Here is a 16,429-nt window from a genome sequence, read left to right on the forward strand (position 1 = left end):
CATGGCCGGACACATCACGACAAGCGGAGGACACCATGGATCGACGCCATTTTTCCTGCGGGCTGGCCGGCTTGCTGCTGGCGGCGCGTGCGCAGGCCCAGGGCCTGGCGGGCATCAGCGACCTGGACGCGAGCAAGGGCCTGAAAGGTGCGCTGGAGACCGGCGCGCTGGCCGCGGTCAAGCTGCTCGGGCGGCCCGACGGTTTCCTGGGCAATCCGCAGGTGCGCATCCCGCTGCCCGGCTACCTGAAGGACGCGGCCAAGCTGCTCAGCGCCATCGGCCAGAAGAGGCAGGTGCAGGAGCTGGAGACGGCGATGAACCGCGCCGCCGAGAACGCGGTGCCGATGGCGAAAGACCTGCTGGTGAAGGCGGTCAAGACCATGAGCGTGACCGACGCCAAGCAGATCCTCTCCGGCGGCGACACCTCCGTCACCGACTTCTTCGCCGGCAAGACGCGCGCGCCGCTGTCCACGCAGTTCCTGCCCGTGGTCAAGCAGCAGACGTCCAAGGTGGACCTGGCCGCCAAGTACGACGCCATCGCCGGCAAGGCCGCGGGCATGGGCCTGGTGAAGCAGGAGGATGCGAGCGTCGACCACTACGTCACGCGCAAGGCGCTCGACGGCCTGTACTTCATGATCGGCGAAGAGGAGAAGAAGATCCGCCGCGACCCGGTGGGCACGGGCAGCGCCCTGCTGGGGAAAGTGTTCGGCGCGCTGAAGTAGCAAAATAGCCTTTCGTTCCGGAGTAATCCCCATGGCCTTCAACGACTTCAACATGGACAGCCACTGGCTGCCCTTCACGCCCAACCGCGACTTCAAGCGCCAGCCGCGCGTCTTCACCGCCGCCGACGGCATGATGTTCACCACCCACGATGGCAAGCAGGTCATCGACGGCATCTCCAGCCTGTGGTGCGTGGGCGCGGGCCACAACCGCAAGCCCATCAACGAAGCGATCAAGAAGCAGCTCGACACGCTGGACTACGCCACCGCCTTCCAGGCCAGCAACGACCAGGCTTTCCTCGCGGCGGAGAAGATTGCGGCGATGGCGCCGGGCGACCTGAACAAGGTGCTGTTCTGCAACTCGGGCTCGGAAGCGGCGGACACTTCGCTGAAGGTCGCACTGGCCTACCACCGCGCGCGCGGCGAGGGCCACCGCAACGTCTTCATCGGCCGCGAGCGCGGCTACCACGGCGTGGGCTTCGGCGGCATGAGCGTCGGCGGCATCCCGGGCAACCGCAAGGTGTTCGGCAGCGCCTTCCTGCCGCGCGTGGACCACATGCGCTTCACCCACGACCCGGTGAACAACGCCTACATCCACAACCAGGAGCCGGTGTTCGGCGAGGACCTGCTGCTGGAGCTGGAGCAGCGCATCCTGCCGCTGCACGATCCGAGCAACGTGGCGGCGATCATCGTCGAGCCGGTCGCGGGGTCGGCCGGCTGGTACCTGCCGCCCAAGGGCTACCTGAAGCGCCTGCGCGAGATCTGCGACAAGCACGGCATCCTGCTGATCTTCGACGAGGTGATCACCGGCTTCGGCCGCATGGGCACCAACTTCGCCGCCGACTACTACGGCGTGGTGCCGGACATGCTGAACTTCGCCAAGTGCGTCACCAACGGCGTGATCCCGCTGGGCGGCGTGATCTGCCGCGACAAGCTGTACGACGCGATGATGAAGACCGACACGCCGCAGCACGTGGTGGAGTTCTTCCACGGCTACACCTACTCGGGCCACCCGGTGGCCTGCGCCGCCGCCATCGCCACGCTGGACATCTACCAGAAGGAAGGCCTGTTTCAGCGCGCCGGCGAGATGGGCAAGGTGCTGGGCGATGCCTTCCACTCCACCTTCAAGGGCCTGCCGAACGTGATCGGCATCCGCAGCCTGGGCCTGGCCGCGGCGGTGGAACTGGCGCCCATTGCCGGTTCACCGGGCAAGCGGGCCTACGAGATCTTCCTGGACTGCTTCCAGAAAGGCGCGCTGGTGCGGCCCGCGGGCGACGTGCTGGTGATCGCGCCGCCCTACATCGTGGAGAAGCAGCACATCGACAAGCTGGTGAACACGCTGGCGGATGCGGTGAAGGCGCACGCCTGATCGACGTCATCCCCGCGCAGGCGGGGAGCCAGGGCGCCCTGGATTCCCGCCTGCGCGGGAATGACGTGAACGCAGTGCCTCGCAATGATCCACGCCGCTGGGCTCCGGCGGCAACACGACCGGCCGCGCTTGCACGCCGGGCGGCAGGTGCACCGGCACGCCCAGTTCCGGCTCGACGTGCCCTGCGCCGGCCAGCAGCACCACCACCTTCCCCGGCGCAACCGCGGACGCCACCGTCTGCGCCATCGCGACGTCACGCGCGATCTGGATGCGCGTCATCGGCTGGATCTGGCTTTCGGGCAGCAGCTCGCAGTGGCCGAGGCGGATCGCCTGCTGCTGCGCCTTCAAGGCCGGCCCGGGTAGCAGGCGATCGAGCGCGGCATCGCGCATCGCCTGCATCTGTTCGGCGCGCGGCAGGTTGGCCCCCAGCACCGGCGCGCCGGCCCGTACCGCCTCCATGATCGCGGGCCGGTAACGGTCCCAGGGCCAGGCCTGCTGGCTCCAGCGCAAGGCCGCCTGGACCTCGGCCTCGCTGGCGTTGCGCGGCAGCGAAGCCGTGCTGGTCCCGCGTTCCGCCATCTCGAGCGCGAGCGCGCCCAGCTGGCCGCGCGCGGCGAGGGACGCCACCCAGCGCTGCTGCAGATCGCGGTGCCCTTGCGCGTCGTGCTGCTCTCCCAGCAACACCACGTCGGCGCCGCGCGGGTCGGGCAGCGAAGCGGCGCAACCCGCCAGCATCAGCAAGACGACAAGGAAGGCCTGGCGCATGGACCGATACTAAGCGCTGAGCCATGCCCGCCTTCCTGCGCAACGTCGCCACCCTCGCCCTGGCGCTCGCCGCCGCCCTGCTCTGCGTCTGGCTGCACACGCCCATCCCGTGGATGATCGGGCCGCTGCTGGCCGTCTCCATCGCTTCCATCTGCAACGCGCCCACCTGCAGCTGGCCGCCGCTGCGCAACGCGGCCCAGTGGGCCATCGGCGGCGCGCTGGGGCTTTACTTCACGCCGCAGGTGACGGCACTGGTGGCCAGCCTCTGGTGGGCCATCGTGCTGGCGGTCGCGTGGGCGCTGGCTCTGGGCTGGTTGTTCGGCGCCTGGCTGCACGGTCGCTACGCGAAGGCCATGAACGTCGGGCCGCGCGAACAGCGCGCCACCAGCTACTTCTCGGGCTCCATCGGCGGCGCTTCGGAAATGACGCTGCTCGCCGAGCGCGAAGGGGCGCGCAGCGACCTCGTGGCGGCAGCCCACAGCGTGCGCATCCTGATCGTGACGCTCCTGGTGCCGTTTGCCTTCACCCTGACCGGGCTGCACGGCTCCGATGCGACCTTGCCCGGGCCGCGCACCGTCGAGCCACTGGGCTCGCCCTGCTGGGCGTGCTGTGTGCCGCCGGCGGCTGGCTGATGCAGCGCGCCGGCCGCGCCAATCCCTGGTTCATGGGTTCGCTGGCGGTGGCGATGGTCCTGACGGCGAGCGGAATCGAGCTGTCAGCCGTGCCGCGGCCCATCAGCAATGCGGCGCAGCTGCTCATCGGCGTGAACCTGGGTGTTCGGTTCCAGCGCCAATTCGTGCGCGCGGCGCCGAGCTGGCTGCTGGGCGTGGCGGCGGGGACCTTGGGAATGGTGCTGCTGTGCGCGGCGTTCGCGCTGCTGCTGGCCTGGGGGACGGGGCTCAACCTCGGGACGTTGATCCTGGGCACGTCGCCCGGCGGTATTGCCGAGATGGCCATCACGGCCCGTGCGCTCCAGCTGGGGGTGCCGGTGGTGACCGCGTTCCAGGTCTGCCGGCTGGTGGCGGTGCTCGTGCTGGTCGAGCCGCTTTATCGCTGGGCTTACCGCTGAGAAAGTTGGGTCCGCTGGCGCGGACCCACCCTGCAAGATCAGTGAATGACGAGCGGGTTCTGGGCCAGCTCGGCATAGCCGTCGAGCGTGGCTTCGACCTCTTCCTGGGTGGGCGTGTTCAGCTGCCAGGCGTTGATCTGCTTCTGGAAAGCGTCGGCCCAGGTACCGTCGAGGTAGACCTCCTTGTTGGAGCGCTTGTCGACGATCTCGAACCCGTGGCGCACGGCGCGCGGGTGCACTTCCCCCTCGCCGGGCTCGTTGGCCTGCAGGTGCACCACGACGAAGGAATCGGAGTCATAAAGCATTTGCATAGTCTTTTGTCCCTTATGCCAGAAGCTGGCTGCGAGGGGCTCCGATTCAAGCAGGTTTGCTGTCCCTTAACTGTCGTCGTTCCCGCTCCGGCTGACCGGATTGGCCATGGAGCAAAGATAGGTGCCGGGCCTCTCAACCTTTGTCGGTAGAGGACCACCGCTGGTCCACCGTATCCCCATTGGGATTCGTCAGACGGATGCGTACGGGGGCGTAGTCCAGCCGGGGCGCGAGCCACAGCTCCACCTTCTGGTCATATTCACGCCTTGGCAGCCGCTGCAGCTTGAGCGCGCGCACGGCGCCACCGGGAAGCACCAGGTCTTCCTCGCGTTCGACGCTGAAGATCCAGGTCTCGGCTTCGCGCACGCTGGCCGTCGCGATCGCCACCTGCGTGCCCGGCGGATAGCTCGCGGGCTGCGCCGCAACCAGTGCCGCCAGCTGCAGCACCACGCTCAAGCGGTCCTGCGCGCCGGCGGCGAGCGGGGCATCGGGCTGGTTGTTGGAAAAGGTGATGCGGCCCCGCTCGCGATCGAAATGCGCGGCCTGCTCGCTGCGGCTCTTGTCCCAGAAGTGCAGCGGCTCCAGGCCCTGCGGCGTGATGCGTCCTTCGCTGCGCTGGCGGCGGGTTCCGAGCAGCGGGCTGCGCGCTTCCAGCTGCAGCTCGTACTGCTTGCCATCGTGGCGCCAGGCCAGTTCGCCTTCGCCTTGCAGCGGCACGCCGCGATAGGTGGCGGTGACCTCGTACTTGAGGCGCACCGGCGCCGGCACTTGCGCGCCTTGCAGGACCGGGTTGGCGGGCTGCGCGACGGCGACCTGCGTCACTTCCTCCGGCTGCGGTGCGGGCGCCGCCAGCGGGATCGGCATCGCGCGCGGGACCTCGCTGCGCGGGCGCGGCGGTGTGGGCCGGGGTGGCGGCGGCGCTTCGGCCACCACCGCAACGGCGGCCGGCACCGGTGGCTCCGGCGGCGTGATGCTGCGGGTCGTGAAGCGAAGCAGCTCCGGGGCTTGCAAGGGCAAGGGCGAGGGTGCTTCGAGCAACAGCAGGTGCGCGGCGAGCACGCCCGCAGCCAGCAGCGCCAGCCGTCCCGTGGGCGCGGCCGGCGCGGGGTTCATCCCCGGTAACCCAGGTCGCTGGACAACTGTGCGGCGGCGGTCCGCAAGGGCTTGTCGACCGCGCCGCCCCACTCCGCGTCGAAGCTGCCCGCGGGCCCGAGCGCCACCATGCCCAGGGCCATGTGGCCATCCGAGTCGAACACCGGCACGCAGAAGCCGACGATGCCGGGCAGCAGCGTGTCGACCACGCGCGAGGCGCCGCGCTTGCGCACTTCGTCGAGCAAGGCGCGCACTTCCGCGAGCGTGCCGGGCACGTCGGACCGGCCCTGCTTCTGCGCGCGCGCCATCTCTTCCTTCAGCATGCCGGCAATCGCTTCCTTGGGGGCGTAGGCGGCAAAGCATAGGCCGGTGGCCGACGACAGCAAGGGCATGACGTCACCGAGACGCAGGTTCACGGTCACCGCCTGCGGCGATTCTTCCCAGTGCACGATGGTCGGCCCGTGGTTGCCCCAGACGGCGAGCGCCAGCGTGTGGCCGATGTCCTCCATCAGCAGCGCCACGCGTTCGCGCGCGAGCTTGACGGCATCCAGCCGCGACAGCGAGGCCAGTCCCAGCTTGAGCGCCGCGGGGCCGAGGTCGTAGCGCGTGCTGGCGCCGTCCTGCACCACCAGCTGCAGGCGCTGGAAGCTCACGAGGTAGCGGTGCGCCTTGGCGGCGCTCATGTTGGCGGCCTTGGCCAGGTCGCGCAGCATGAGCGGGCCGGGCGCTTCGCCCAGGGCCTGCAGCAGGCCGAAACCCACCTCCACCGACTGGATGCCGGCGCGTTCCTTCATGCGCGGGCGTCTCCGCTAGAATTACGTTTAGGTAAATTCATTTCACAATGCGTAATGTCCGCCGGACTCTAGCGCATTGCCATCCGAAGGGCAAATCGATGAAGCTTGCGACCTACCGCGACGGATCGCGCGACGGACAGCTGGTGGTGGTCTCGCGCGACCTGGCCACCGCCCACTATGCCACCGGCATTGCGGCGAAGCTGCAGCAGGTGCTGGACGACTGGAACTTCCTGTCGCCGCAGCTGCAGGACCTGTACGAGACGCTGAACCAGGGCAAGGCCCGCCACGCCTTCCCCTTCGATCCGGCGCAGTGCATGGCGCCGCTGCCGCGCGCCTACCAGTGGGCCGACGGCTCGGCGTACATCAACCACGTGGAGCTGGTGCGCGCGGCGCGCAACGCCGAAGTGCCGAAGAGCTTCTACGAGGATCCGCTGATGTACCAGGGCGGCAGCGACGACTTCCTCGGTCCGCAGGAAGAGGCGCGCTTCCTCAGCGAGGAGTGGGGCATCGACTTCGAGGCGGAGGTGGCCGTCGTCACCGGCGACGTGCCGATGGGCGCGGGTCCGGACCAGGCGCTGGACGGCGTGCGCCTGCTGATGATCGCCAACGACTGGAGCCTGCGCAACCTGATCCCCAACGAGCTGGCCAAGGGCTTCGGCTTCTTCCAGAGCAAGCCGGCGACGGCCTTCAGCCCGGTGGCGGTGACGCCCGACGAACTGGGCGACGCCTGGGCCAAGGGCCGCGTCAACCTGGTGCTGCAAAGCGCGTGGAACGGCCGCAAGGTCGGCATGTGCGATGCGGGGCCCGACATGACCTTCCACTTCGGCCAGCTGATCGCGCACGTCGCCAAGACGCGCAACGTGCGCGCGGGCAGCATCATCGGCTCCGGCACGGTGAGCAACAAGGGCGTGACCGACGCCAAGGGCAAGACCGACTGGCCCAAGGGCTACAGCTGCATCGCCGAGAAGCGCGCCATCGAGACCATCCAGGACGGCAAGCCTTCCACCGAATTCATGCGCTTCGGCGACACGATCCGCATCGAGATGAAGGGCAAGGACGGCCAGAGCATCTTCGGCGCCATCGAACAAAAAGTGACCAACGGACAATGATGAAGAGACGCAATTTCCTGGCGGCATCGGCTGCCGCCCTTGCCGCGCCGGCCTCGATGGCGCAATCGAACTGGCCCGAGCAGCCGATCCGCTGGGTCGTGCCTTATCCCGCGGGCGGCGGCACCGACGTGATCGCCCGCACGCTGGCCGAAGCGCTGCGGCCCGCACTGGGCCAGCAGGTGCTGGTGGACAACCGCCCCGGCGCGGCCACCAACATCGGCGGCGACCTGGTGGCGCATGCCAAGCCGGACGGCCTCACCGTGCTGTCGGCCGACAACGCCATCCTGGCCTTCAACGAACACCTGTTCGGCAAGCTGCCCTTCGATCCCGAGAAGGACTTCAGCTACCTCGGCGCGATCGGCCGCTTCCCGCTGGCGCTGGTGGTGAAGCCCGACTTCCCGGCGAAGACCCTGCAGGAGTTCGTGGCCTACGTGAAGGCGCGTCCCGGCCAGGTCAACTACGCGTCGCCCGGCAACGGTTCGCCGCACCACCTGGCGATGGAGCTGTTCAAGAACAAGACCGGCACCTTCATCACCCACATCCCGTACCGCGGCATGGCGCCCGCGCTGCAGGACGTGATGGGCGGCCAGGTGCCTTGCATGTTCCTGGACCTGGCCGGCGGCCTGCCGGTGATGCAGTCGGGCAAGGTCCGCGTGCTGGCGATCGGCTCGGCCAAGCGCGCGGCTTCGTTGCCGAACGTGCCGACGCTGGCGGAAGCGGGCGTCGCCGGCGTCGAGGTCTACGCTTTCCAGGGCGTGCTGGGTCCCGCGGGCTTGCCGGACGCCATCGTCACCCGCTTCAACGGCGAGTTGAACAAGGCCTTGGCGAGCGCCGCGGTGCAGAAGCGCGCCGCCGATTTCGGCATGGAAATGCTGCCGGGCACGCCCGCGCAGTTCAAGGCCATGGCCCGCGCGGAGTCCAGGCGCTGGGGCGCGATCATCAAGGCGGCGGGCGTCAAGCTGGATTGATCTCCGCGATCCCCGCGCAGGCGGGGACCGAAGGCTTCATCAACCCGGCAGCAGCACGTGGTCCACGACGTGGATCACGCCGTTCGACTGGTACACGTCGCTCGTCGTCACCATCGCCGAGCCGCCCTTGGCGTCCGACACGATGACGTCGTTGCCGCGCATGCTCGCGGTCAGGGTGCCGCCGCTCGCGGTCTTCAGCGTGGCCTTGCCGCCGCCGGCCTTGATCGCCTCGGTGAGCGCCATCGCGTCCCAGCGTCCCGGCACCACGTGGTAGGTCAGCACCGTGGTCAGCGTGCCCTTGTTCTCCGGCTTGAGCAGCGTGTCGACCGTGCCGGCCGGCAACATCGCGAACGCGCTGTTGGTCGGCGCGAACACGGTGAACGGGCCGGCGCTCTTCAGCGTGTCGACCAGGCCCGCGGCCTTGACCGCGGCGACGAGCGTCGTGTGGTCCTTCGAGTTGACGGCGTTGTCGACGATGTCCTTGCTCGGGTACATCGGTGCGCCGCCCACGGTCTTGGGTGCGGCCGATGCGCCCATGGTCGTGGTCGCCGGCATGCCGGTGTAGTCGACCGGCATGCCGCGGCCGTAGCCGTCGGCCAGCGCGGAGCCGCCGGCGGCGGCGAGAAGCAGGGCGGCGGAGGCCGCGATCAGATTGCGTTGCATGAGTTTCCCCTTGGTGTTGAGGCGGGTTTCGTGTCCCGCCCTACCAATACGCAAAGGGCCTCAGCCTGGATTCACAGGCGCAGCCAGGACGTGCCTTTTTCTTCCGCCTGCGCCTGCCGCAGCGCTTCCAGGTAGGTGTCGCACCACCAGTGCACGTCGAAGCGCTTGATGGTCTTCATCATCGCGCCATGGCGGCTGCGCCTTTCGTCCAGCGGCATCTGCAGCGCCAGCCCGATGGCGGCCGCCGTGCCCTCGCGGTCGTAGGGATTGACCAGCAGCGCTTCCTTCAATTGCTCCGCGGCGCCGGCAAAGCGCGACAGCACCAGCACGCCCGGATCTTCCGGGTCCTGCGCGGTGAGGTATTCCTTGGCGACGAGGTTCATGCCGTCGCGCAGCGGCGTGACCAGCGCGACGCGGCTGGCGCGGTACAGCCCCGGCAGGCGCGCGCGCGCCACCGTGCGGTGGATGTAGCGCACCGGCATCCAGTCGAGCTCGCCGAAGTTGCCGTTGATGGAGCCGCACAGGCTTTCCAGTTCGTGCAGCAGGTCGGTGTAGGCCGTGACGTCCTCGCGGCTGGGCGAGGCGATCTGGATCAGCGTCGCGCTCGAACGCAGTTCGGGATTGCGCTCCAGGAATTCGCGGAAGGCGCGCATGCGCTGCGGCAGGCCCTTGGAGTAATCGAGCCGGTCCACGCCCACCAGCAGCTTGCGGCGCGAGTACTCGTTCTTCATCCGCTCGTACATCTCCACCGCGTCGGGCGCGGCGGTGAGCTGCGTGAACTCCTCGACGTCGATGCCGATCGGGAACGCGCCCGCCTGCACCGTGCGGCCGAAGGCGCGCCAGCGGCCCGGCTCCACCGGCTGCGCGTGCGCCTCGGTCTCGACGTAGCGGCCGAAGTGGTCCAGGTCGCCCTGGCTCTGGAAACCGAGCAGGTCGTATGCGAACAGCGCGCGGATCAGCCAGTCGTGGCCGGGAATCGCGGCCAGCAGCAGCGGCGGCGGCAGCGGAATGTGCAGGAAGAAGCCGATGCGCTGCTCGCAGCCCAGCGCGCGCAATTCGGCTGCCAGCGGGATCAAGTGGTAGTCGTGCACCCAGATGATGTCGTCCGGCTTCAGCAGCGGCATCAGCTTGCGCGCGAACAGCTGGTTGACCCGGCGATAGCCCGCGATGTAGCCGGCGTCGAAATCGGCCAGGTCCAGGCGGTAATGGAACACCGGCCACAGCACGCCGTTGGAGTAGCCGAGGTAGAAGTCGTCGTGGTCCACCTGGGTGAGGTCCACGGTGGCCAGCTTCACCGGCCCGGCTTGCTGGAAGTGCACGTCGTCGGCGTCGGTGGAGTCCACCACCTTGCCGCTCCAGCCGAACCAGAGGCCGCCGGTGGAGTTCAGGACCTCCGCCAGCGCGACGGCCAGGCCCCCGGCCGCCGTCTTGCGCGGATCCGCGATGCGATTCGAGACGACGACCAGGCGGCCCAATGGGTTCCTCTCTCAGATCACCGAATCCCACGGCGCCGACAGGCGCACCGCGGCATTGATGGTGCCGACCATCGAATAGGTCTGCGGGAAATTGCCCCACATCTCGCCCGTGACCGGGTGCGTGTCTTCCGACAGCATGCCCAGGTGGTTGCGGCTCTTGAGCATCACCTCGAAGATCTCGCGCGCCTGCGCCTTGCGGCCGATGCGCGCCAGCGCGTCGATGCGCCAGAAGGTGCAGATGTTGAACGCGGTTTCAGGCTTGCCGAAATCGTCGGGCGCTTCGTAGCGGCGCATGTACGGACCGTCGCACAGCGACTTCTCCAGCGCGTCGACGGTGGCGATGAAGCGGCCGTCGTTGGGGTCGATCATGTTCACTTCGGCCATCAGCAGCGCGCTGGCGTCGAGGTCGCGGCCGCCGAAGCTTTCGGCGAAGGCCTGGCGCTCCTCGCTCCACGATTCCTTCAGGATGCGGCCACGGATCACGTCGGCACGCTCGCGCCAGTAGCGGATGCGCTCCGGCAGCCCCAGCGTCGCGGCAACCTTGGCCAGGCGATCGCAGGCAGCCCAGCTCATGAGGGCGCTGGAGGTGTGGACGCGCGCACGCGTGCGCAGCTCCCACATGCCCGCATCGGGCTGGTCGTAGACCTTGAAGGCCTGCTCGCCCACCGCTTCCAGGTGCACGAACTCGGCCCTGCCGGCGCGCTTGAACAGGCGGTGGTCGTGGAAGGCCTGCGAGGCGCCCAGGATGATGTTGCCGTACACGTCGTACTGGAAGTGCTCCTGCGCCTGGTTGCCCACGCGCACCGGGCCATTGCCCCGATAACCGGGCAGGTGGTCGAGGATGAACTCCGGCAGCTTCTCCTCCTGCCCGATGCCGTACAGCGGCTGCACGTGGCCGCCGCCGGAGCGGATCACGATGTTCATCAGCCAGCGCAGGTACTCCTCCATCGTCGCCACTTCCGAGATGGAGTTGAGCGCGCGCACCACGAAGAAGGCGTCGCGCAGCCAGCAGTAGCGGTAGTCCCAGTTGCGGCCGCTGCCCGGCGCCTCGGGGATGCTGGTGGTCATGGCGGCGACGATGGCGCCCGTGTCCTCGAACAGCGAGAGCTTGAGCGTGATGGCCGCGCGGATCACCGCCTCCTGCCACTCCAGCGGCAAGGCCAGCGCGCGGGTCCAGCTGCGCCAGTAGCTCACGGTCTCCTGCTCGAAGTGGCGGGCCGTGTCCTCGATGCCGGTGGCGAGCGTCTCGTCCGGGCCCATGATGAAGTTCATCGGCCGGTCGACCACGAAGAAAGTCTCGGACAGCACGTACGAGATCGGCGCGTCGCAGTTCACGCGCAGGGTCTGGCCGCCGCCCACGTAGCGGATGTGCGTGCTGCCCTGCGTCACCGTCGGCTGCATGCGGCCCCACTCGAAGCGCGGACGCAGGATCACGCGCATGCGCGGCGAGCCTTGCAGCACCTTCACGCGCCGCACCAGCGTGAGCGGACGGAACATGCGGCCGCGGCTCCAGAAGCGCGGCGCGAAGTCGACGATCTCGATGCCCTGGCCGCGCGTGTCGTACAGGCGCGTGCGCAGCACCGCGGTGTTGGGCTCGTACTCCTGCTCGCTGCGCGCGAAGTCCTCGAGCTCGAAAGCCCACTCGCTGCCGTTCTCGCTGGGGTCCAGCAGGGCGTTGAACACCGGATCGCCGTCGAAGCGCGGCAGGCAGCACCACACCAGCCGTGCGCCGCGGTCGATGAGCGCGCTGTACGCGCAGTTGCCGATCATGCCGAGCTGCAGCGACGGGGGATAGGGAAGCTTGGTGTTGTTCATGCGGTTCTCGTCATGCGGGCGGCGACCGCCGCCTCCAGTTCGCGGCGCAGCGCCGGGGGATCGGCCAGCCGGCCGAGGGCCGCGGTGGCGCCGGCGCCCACCTTGATGCCCACGCCGCCCAGCCTTTGGACGGTGATGAAGCCGGCTTCGTCGGTCACGTCGTCGCCGATGAACACGGGCCGGCGGCCGCGAAAGGGCGTCTCGGCCAGGAAGTCCTCGATCGCGCTGCCCTTGCTGGCGCCGCCCGGCTTGGCCTCGGCCACCATCTTGCCGCGCATCAGCGTGACGCCGGGGGAGTCGTCGACGGCGGCCTGCATGGCGTCCAGCACGGCGGCTTCCAGTGCGGGCGCCTGGCGGTAGTGCAGGGCCAGCGAGCCACGCTTCAGTTCGACCAGCAGAGCCGGATGCTGCGCGGACAGGGCACGCGCCACCTGCTCGACCCGGTCCAGCGGATGGGTGTCGAGCAGACCGATGCGGCCGTCGGCGCCGCGCCGCTCGGCGCCGTGCACGCCGGCGACCGGCAGCACCAGCGGTTCGAGGAATTCATCGATCTGTTCGATCGGCCGCCCCGAGATGACGGCAACCGCGCCGCCGAGGTAGTCGCGCAACTGCCCCAGCGCGTCGAGCAAAGGGGCGGGAACGTGCACCGCATGCGGCTGCGGCGCGATGTCCACCATGGTCCCGTCGAAATCCAGGAACAGGGCGCAGGAGGGCTGGAGGATCTCCGCAAGCGTCATGCGGCCTGACCCTAACAAAGCCGCGCGCCCCTCGCCAGACCTTCTGACCGCCGGCCCGCGTAGGACTCTTCCGACAATCCGGCGGGAGTTTCTGGAGAGGCTGGGATAATGCGCGGATGTTCTCCCGGCGCCTGACGACCTGCCTTGCCCGCTTCGTGCTGGCGTGGTTCGTCCTGCACGTAGGCGCCGGAGTCGCTGCGCCGGTGGTGAATCCGCAGGCGCTGCAGGTCGTTTGCGCCGGCAGCGGCCTGAAGCTGGTGCCGGGTGGCGACGGCGACGCGCAGGTGGTGGCCGGCGGGCTCGATTGCCCGCTGTGCAGCCCGGCGCTGGCGCCGCCGCCCGCGCCCGCCGCCATGCCCTTGTTGCAGGCCGCGCCGCCGCTCGTCGTGGCGCAGCCGGAATCGATCACCCTTGCCGCGAGCCCGGTCCCGCCGCCGGCACGTGGGCCCCCGGTCGCGCTCCCCGCCTGACCCGGTTGCCGGCCTTTGCGCCGGCGTGTTCGCTTCCGCGGTCCTGCCTGGCGCAGGGCCGCTTCCTGGTTTCCCGAAAAATGAAATTCATCCTTCGCAGCGCCGCCGTGGCGCTGGCATTCGCCGCCGGCGCCGCCGGCGCCCACGTCACTCTCGAGTACCCCGCGGCTGCCGCCGGCAGCAGCTACAAGGCCGCCTTCAAGGTGGGCCATGGCTGTGGCGAGTCGGCTACGCGGCAACTGGTCGTCGACCTTCCCGCCGGCGTGACCGGCGCGCATCCCATGCCCAAGGCGGGCTGGCAGCTGGCCGTGGAGCCCACGCGCATCACCTGGACGGCAAAGGGCCGCGAGGACATGCTGGCCTCGGCCCACTACGATGAGTTCGTGCTGGTGGCCAAGCTGCCCGCGGCCGCAGGCACGCTGTACTGGCCGGTGCGGCAAGTCTGCGAGCAGGGCAGTTCCGACTGGATCGAGGTGCCGCGTGAGGGCCAGAAGCTGTCGGACCTGAAGTCGCCGGCGGCAACGCTGGAAGTCCTGCCCGGCGCCGGCGCCGGCGGCCACAACCACTGAATCCGGAGACCCCGATGCACAAGCTGATGGCTTCCCTGTCCTTCGCCGCCGCTGCCGTCGTGGCGCAGGCCCAAACCGCACCCGCGATCGCCGTCGACGGCGCCTGGGCGCGCGCCGCGCTGCAAGGCCAGCCGACCAGCGCCGGCTACATGACGTTGACCGCGAAGGAACCCCTCACGCTGGTGGGCGCCAGTTCGCCGGCCGCCGGTGTCGTCGAACTGCACGAGATGAAGCTCGATGGCGACGTGATGCGCATGCGCGCCGTCGACCAGCTGCCGCTGCCTGCGGGCAAGGCCGTCGAACTCAAGCCGGGCGGCTACCACTTCATGCTGATGGAGCTCAAGGCCCAGTTCAAGCCGGGGCTGGTGGTGCCGCTGACCCTGCGCCTGAAGGACGCCAAGGGCGTGGAGCGCACGCAGCAGGTGGCGCTGCCGGTGAGCGCGGCCGCGCCTCTGCAGCACAAGCACTGAGCTTTCTTTCGCCGGGGGGCGTGCTGCGGTAAGCTGTCAGCACGACCACTCGCGGAGCAGCGGCCATGAGCGACAACAACGGCGCATTCGGCTTCGGCAAATTCGTCCCCGGTTTCGATTTCCTGCAGAACCTGGCGAAAGGCGCGTCGGACGCCCTGCCGCAGATGCCCAACATCTCCAGCTGGGTGGCGCCCACGCTGAACGTGGAGGAACTGGACAAGCGCATCACGGAACTGAAGGCCGTGCATTTCTGGCTGGACCAGAACGGCAAGGCGCTGTCCGCGACCATCCAGGCGCTGGAAGTGCAGAAGATGACGCTGGCCACGCTGAAGGGCATGAACTTCAGCATGGGCGAGGTCGCGAATGCGCTCAAGCTGAAGACGCCCGAGCCCGTGGAGAGCGCGCCCAAGGCGGCGAAGCCCAAGGCTGCGCCCAGCGCCAAGCCCAAGGGCAACGGCGAGGCCAAGGCCAACGGCGGCGGGGCCACCGGCGCGGTGGATCCGCTGCAATGGTGGGGCGCGCTCACGCAGCAGTTCCAGGAAATCGCCTCCAACGCGATGAAGGACGTGGCGCAGAAGACGGCCGTGGACACGGCGCGCAACATGGCCGGCGGCATCGCCAAGGAAGCGGTGAAGGCCGCGAAGAAGACCGTCGCGGCCAAGGCCAGGTCGGCCACGCGCAAGACCAAGACGCAGGCGGCCGCGGATTGACGGGGCCGGCCATGAAGCTGTTCCCCTTCGGCCACGCGACGCATCCGCAGTGGCAGATGGCGGCCGGGCTGGTGCTGGCGCAGCTGCGCGCGCAGATGGCGCTGCCCGACTACGCGAGCGCGCCCACGCTGGGCCTGCTGTACATCACCGACCACTATGCGTCGCAGGCGCAGGACATCCTCGACCACGTCAGCGCCGAACTGCCGGAGGTGACCGACTGGTCCGGCACCGTCGGCGTCGGCATCGCGTCGTCGAACGTCGAATACTTCGACGAGCCGGCGCTCGCGGTGATGCTGCTGAACGTGCCGTCCGACCAGTACCGCGTGTTCTCCGGCGTGGCGCCGCTGCCGGCGGGCTTTCGCGCGCACACGGCGCTGGTGCATGCCGATGCGGCGACGCCGGACGTGGCGGAGCTGATCGCGGAGATGGCCGACCGCACTGCAACGGGATATCTCTTCGGCGGCCTGGCATCGAGCCGGCGCGAGGTCGTGCAGTTCGCGATCGGCGGCAACGGCAACCTGGGCGGGCACGGCAAGGCCGGTGGCGTGTTCAGCGGCGGCCTCTCCGGTGTCGCCTTCGGCGAGGGCGTGGACCTGGTCTCGCGCGTGACGCAGGGCTGCCAGCCGGTGGGCGCGGCGCGCAGCATCACGCGCTGCGAGGGCAACCTGGTGAAGGAACTCGATGGCGAGCCGGCGCTCGACGTGCTGTTCGACGACCTGCAGGTCTCGCTGGATGAACCCCAGGCGGCGATGGCCGCGCTGCGCAGCACGCTGGCGGGCCTGAGCCAGGCGTCGGAAGACGTCGTCAGCCGCACCGGCAACTTCGGCGCCGACGTGGTGGTGCGCCACATCATCGGCATCGACCCGCAGCGCAGCGGCGTGGCGCTGGCGAGCAAGGTGGAGGAAGGCATGCGCCTGGCTTTCTGCCAGCGCAACATGGAAGCGGCGCGGGCCGACCTGGTGCGCATCTGCGCGGAGATCCGCGAGGAGCTGGAGCCGGAGGAGCTGCCGCTGGCGGTGGCGAGCGCGCTCTCGGAGGCGCTGGCGGCACCGAGTCCGGAGCGGCGCATTGCCGGCGCGATCTACGTCAGCTGCGCCGGGCGCGGCGGTCCGCATTTCGGCGGGCCGAGCGCGGAACTGCAGATCGTGCGGCGGGCGCTGGGCGATGTGCCGCTGGTGGGGTTCTTTGCCGGCGGCGAGATCGCGCGCGGGCATTTGTATGGGTACACCGGGGTGTTGACGGTCTTCCGGTAAGCCGCGGTTCGCCTGCGGGCTCACCAACGGCCTACGAGGCCCATGTTGCGTGCGCTGCTCCGTAGGCCGTGGT

Annotated in this window: 17 protein-coding genes and 1 pseudogene; 10 read left to right on the forward strand and 8 right to left on the reverse strand. The window is 69.3% G+C overall.

Translation table 11 applies throughout. The annotated features are described in order from the left end of the window. Window positions 1-35: 35 nt before the first annotated feature. A complete protein-coding gene (locus LZ009_RS18745; RefSeq protein ID WP_275699484.1) occupies window positions 36-722 on the forward strand; it encodes a DUF4197 domain-containing protein in 687 nt (228 codons plus the stop codon). 31 nt (window positions 723-753) lie between these two features. Next, window positions 754-2,088, forward strand: coding sequence for an omega-aminotransferase AptA (gene aptA / locus LZ009_RS18750; RefSeq protein WP_275699485.1), 1,335 nt, complete (start codon window positions 754-756; stop codon window positions 2,086-2,088). A 6-nt stretch (window positions 2,089-2,094) separates the two neighbouring features. Here aptA and LZ009_RS18755 read toward each other — a convergent pair whose 3' ends face one another. Next, on the reverse strand, window positions 2,095-2,853 hold the full coding sequence (locus LZ009_RS18755; protein ID WP_275699486.1) for a ChaN family lipoprotein: 759 nt from the start codon (window positions 2,851-2,853) through the stop codon (window positions 2,095-2,097). Between the two features lie 23 nt (window positions 2,854-2,876). Between LZ009_RS18755 and LZ009_RS18760 the strand changes: the two are divergent. Further along, window positions 2,877-3,922: pseudogene (locus LZ009_RS18760) on the forward strand (AbrB family transcriptional regulator). A 38-nt stretch (window positions 3,923-3,960) separates the two neighbouring features. On the opposite strand, the gene LZ009_RS18765 reads toward LZ009_RS18760, so the two are convergent. The 3 genes from LZ009_RS18765 to LZ009_RS18775 all read right to left on the reverse strand — a co-directional run bounded on the left by LZ009_RS18765 (window position 3,961) and on the right by LZ009_RS18775 (window position 6,117). After that, window positions 3,961-4,233, reverse strand: coding sequence for a BTH_I0359 family protein (locus LZ009_RS18765; protein ID WP_275699487.1), 273 nt, complete (start codon window positions 4,231-4,233; stop codon window positions 3,961-3,963). Window positions 4,234-4,366: 133 nt separating this feature from the next. Next, the gene (locus tag LZ009_RS18770) at window positions 4,367-5,344 is read right to left on the reverse strand and encodes a DUF3108 domain-containing protein (protein ID WP_275699488.1); all 978 of its coding nucleotides are present in this window, start codon (window positions 5,342-5,344) and stop codon (window positions 4,367-4,369) included. Next, on the reverse strand, window positions 5,341-6,117 hold the full coding sequence (locus LZ009_RS18775; protein ID WP_275699489.1) for an IclR family transcriptional regulator: 777 nt from the start codon (window positions 6,115-6,117) through the stop codon (window positions 5,341-5,343). The genes LZ009_RS18770 and LZ009_RS18775 overlap by 4 nt, the downstream gene beginning before the upstream one ends. Before the next feature lie 98 nt (window positions 6,118-6,215). Between LZ009_RS18775 and LZ009_RS18780 the strand changes: the two genes are divergently transcribed. Together LZ009_RS18780 and LZ009_RS18785 are read left to right on the forward strand one after the other, a co-directional pair. After that, the gene (locus LZ009_RS18780; RefSeq protein ID WP_275699490.1) at window positions 6,216-7,226 is read left to right on the forward strand and encodes a fumarylacetoacetate hydrolase family protein; all 1,011 of its coding nucleotides are present in this window, start codon (window positions 6,216-6,218) and stop codon (window positions 7,224-7,226) included. Continuing rightward, window positions 7,226-8,194: a Bug family tripartite tricarboxylate transporter substrate binding protein gene (locus LZ009_RS18785; RefSeq protein ID WP_275699491.1), complete on the forward strand. Its 969-nt coding sequence runs from the start codon at window positions 7,226-7,228 to the stop codon at window positions 8,192-8,194. The genes LZ009_RS18780 and LZ009_RS18785 overlap by 1 nt, the downstream gene beginning before the upstream one ends. Window positions 8,195-8,233: 39 nt before the next feature. Here the strand turns inward: LZ009_RS18785 and LZ009_RS18790 are convergent, their stop codons facing one another. From LZ009_RS18790 to otsB, 4 genes are all read right to left on the reverse strand, one after another. Then, window positions 8,234-8,749, reverse strand: a complete 516-nt coding sequence (locus LZ009_RS18790) for a fasciclin domain-containing protein (protein ID WP_275699656.1) — start codon at window positions 8,747-8,749, stop codon at window positions 8,234-8,236. Window positions 8,750-8,928: 179 nt separating this feature from the next. Continuing rightward, the gene (gene otsA, locus LZ009_RS18795) at window positions 8,929-10,332 is read right to left on the reverse strand and encodes an alpha,alpha-trehalose-phosphate synthase (UDP-forming) (RefSeq protein ID WP_275699492.1); all 1,404 of its coding nucleotides are present in this window, start codon (window positions 10,330-10,332) and stop codon (window positions 8,929-8,931) included. Window positions 10,333-10,344: 12 nt separating this feature from the next. Beyond that, window positions 10,345-12,147 carry a glycoside hydrolase family 15 protein gene (locus LZ009_RS18800; protein ID WP_275699493.1) on the reverse strand — a complete coding sequence of 601 codons (1,803 nt, stop codon included), beginning with the start codon at window positions 12,145-12,147 and terminating at the stop codon, window positions 10,345-10,347. Beyond that, a complete protein-coding gene (otsB, locus tag LZ009_RS18805) occupies window positions 12,144-12,884 on the reverse strand; it encodes a trehalose-phosphatase (protein WP_275699494.1) in 741 nt (246 codons plus the stop codon). The genes LZ009_RS18800 and otsB overlap by 4 nt, the downstream gene beginning before the upstream one ends. 116 nt (window positions 12,885-13,000) lie before the next feature. On the opposite strand from otsB, the gene LZ009_RS18810 reads away from it, so the two are divergent. The 5 genes from LZ009_RS18810 to LZ009_RS18830 all read left to right on the forward strand — a co-directional run bounded on the left by LZ009_RS18810 (window position 13,001) and on the right by LZ009_RS18830 (window position 16,356). Continuing rightward, window positions 13,001-13,354, forward strand: a complete 354-nt coding sequence (locus tag LZ009_RS18810; RefSeq protein WP_275699495.1) for a hypothetical protein — start codon at window positions 13,001-13,003, stop codon at window positions 13,352-13,354. A gap of 80 nt (window positions 13,355-13,434) precedes the next feature. After that, window positions 13,435-13,923, forward strand: coding sequence for a YcnI family copper-binding membrane protein (locus LZ009_RS18815; protein WP_275699496.1), 489 nt, complete (start codon window positions 13,435-13,437; stop codon window positions 13,921-13,923). A 14-nt stretch (window positions 13,924-13,937) separates the two neighbouring features. Beyond that, window positions 13,938-14,393 carry a copper chaperone PCu(A)C gene (locus LZ009_RS18820; RefSeq protein WP_275699497.1) on the forward strand — a complete coding sequence of 152 codons (456 nt, stop codon included), beginning with the start codon at window positions 13,938-13,940 and terminating at the stop codon, window positions 14,391-14,393. Window positions 14,394-14,458: 65 nt separating this feature from the next. Then, complete coding sequence (locus LZ009_RS18825) at window positions 14,459-15,103, forward strand: PhaM family polyhydroxyalkanoate granule multifunctional regulatory protein (RefSeq protein ID WP_275699498.1); 645 nt, start codon at window positions 14,459-14,461, stop codon at window positions 15,101-15,103. Window positions 15,104-15,114: 11 nt separating this feature from the next. Next, window positions 15,115-16,356, forward strand: a complete 1,242-nt coding sequence (locus LZ009_RS18830; protein ID WP_275699499.1) for an FIST signal transduction protein — start codon at window positions 15,115-15,117, stop codon at window positions 16,354-16,356. Window positions 16,357-16,429: the final 73 nt, after the last annotated feature.

This window comes from Ramlibacter paludis, assembly GCF_022012305.1.
Taxonomy (GTDB): domain Bacteria; phylum Pseudomonadota; class Gammaproteobacteria; order Burkholderiales; family Burkholderiaceae_C; genus Ramlibacter; species Ramlibacter paludis.

What these genes read in the sequence shown, in the direction of transcription:
- LZ009_RS18745 (WP_275699484.1), top strand. Translation starts at nt 36, where the DNA reads ATGGATCGACGCCATTTTTCCTGCGGGCTGGCCGGCTTGCTGCTGGCG.
- aptA (WP_275699485.1), top strand. Translation starts at nt 754, where the DNA reads ATGGCCTTCAACGACTTCAACATGGACAGCCACTGGCTGCCCTTCACG.
- LZ009_RS18755 (WP_275699486.1), bottom strand. Translation starts at nt 2,853, where the DNA reads ATGCGCCAGGCCTTCCTTGTCGTCTTGCTGATGCTGGCGGGTTGCGCC.
- LZ009_RS18765 (WP_275699487.1), bottom strand. Translation starts at nt 4,233, where the DNA reads ATGCAAATGCTTTATGACTCCGATTCCTTCGTCGTGGTGCACCTGCAG.
- LZ009_RS18770 (WP_275699488.1), bottom strand. Translation starts at nt 5,344, where the DNA reads ATGAACCCCGCGCCGGCCGCGCCCACGGGACGGCTGGCGCTGCTGGCT.
- LZ009_RS18775 (WP_275699489.1), bottom strand. Translation starts at nt 6,117, where the DNA reads ATGAAGGAACGCGCCGGCATCCAGTCGGTGGAGGTGGGTTTCGGCCTG.
- LZ009_RS18780 (WP_275699490.1), top strand. Translation starts at nt 6,216, where the DNA reads ATGAAGCTTGCGACCTACCGCGACGGATCGCGCGACGGACAGCTGGTG.
- LZ009_RS18785 (WP_275699491.1), top strand. Translation starts at nt 7,226, where the DNA reads ATGAAGAGACGCAATTTCCTGGCGGCATCGGCTGCCGCCCTTGCCGCG.
- LZ009_RS18790 (WP_275699656.1), bottom strand. Translation starts at nt 8,749, where the DNA reads ATGCCGGCGACCACGACCATGGGCGCATCGGCCGCACCCAAGACCGTG.
- LZ009_RS18800 (WP_275699493.1), bottom strand. Translation starts at nt 12,147, where the DNA reads ATGAACAACACCAAGCTTCCCTATCCCCCGTCGCTGCAGCTCGGCATG.
- otsB (WP_275699494.1), bottom strand. Translation starts at nt 12,884, where the DNA reads ATGACGCTTGCGGAGATCCTCCAGCCCTCCTGCGCCCTGTTCCTGGAT.
- LZ009_RS18810 (WP_275699495.1), top strand. Translation starts at nt 13,001, where the DNA reads ATGTTCTCCCGGCGCCTGACGACCTGCCTTGCCCGCTTCGTGCTGGCG.
- LZ009_RS18815 (WP_275699496.1), top strand. Translation starts at nt 13,435, where the DNA reads ATGAAATTCATCCTTCGCAGCGCCGCCGTGGCGCTGGCATTCGCCGCC.
- LZ009_RS18820 (WP_275699497.1), top strand. Translation starts at nt 13,938, where the DNA reads ATGCACAAGCTGATGGCTTCCCTGTCCTTCGCCGCCGCTGCCGTCGTG.
- LZ009_RS18825 (WP_275699498.1), top strand. Translation starts at nt 14,459, where the DNA reads ATGAGCGACAACAACGGCGCATTCGGCTTCGGCAAATTCGTCCCCGGT.
- LZ009_RS18830 (WP_275699499.1), top strand. Translation starts at nt 15,115, where the DNA reads ATGAAGCTGTTCCCCTTCGGCCACGCGACGCATCCGCAGTGGCAGATG.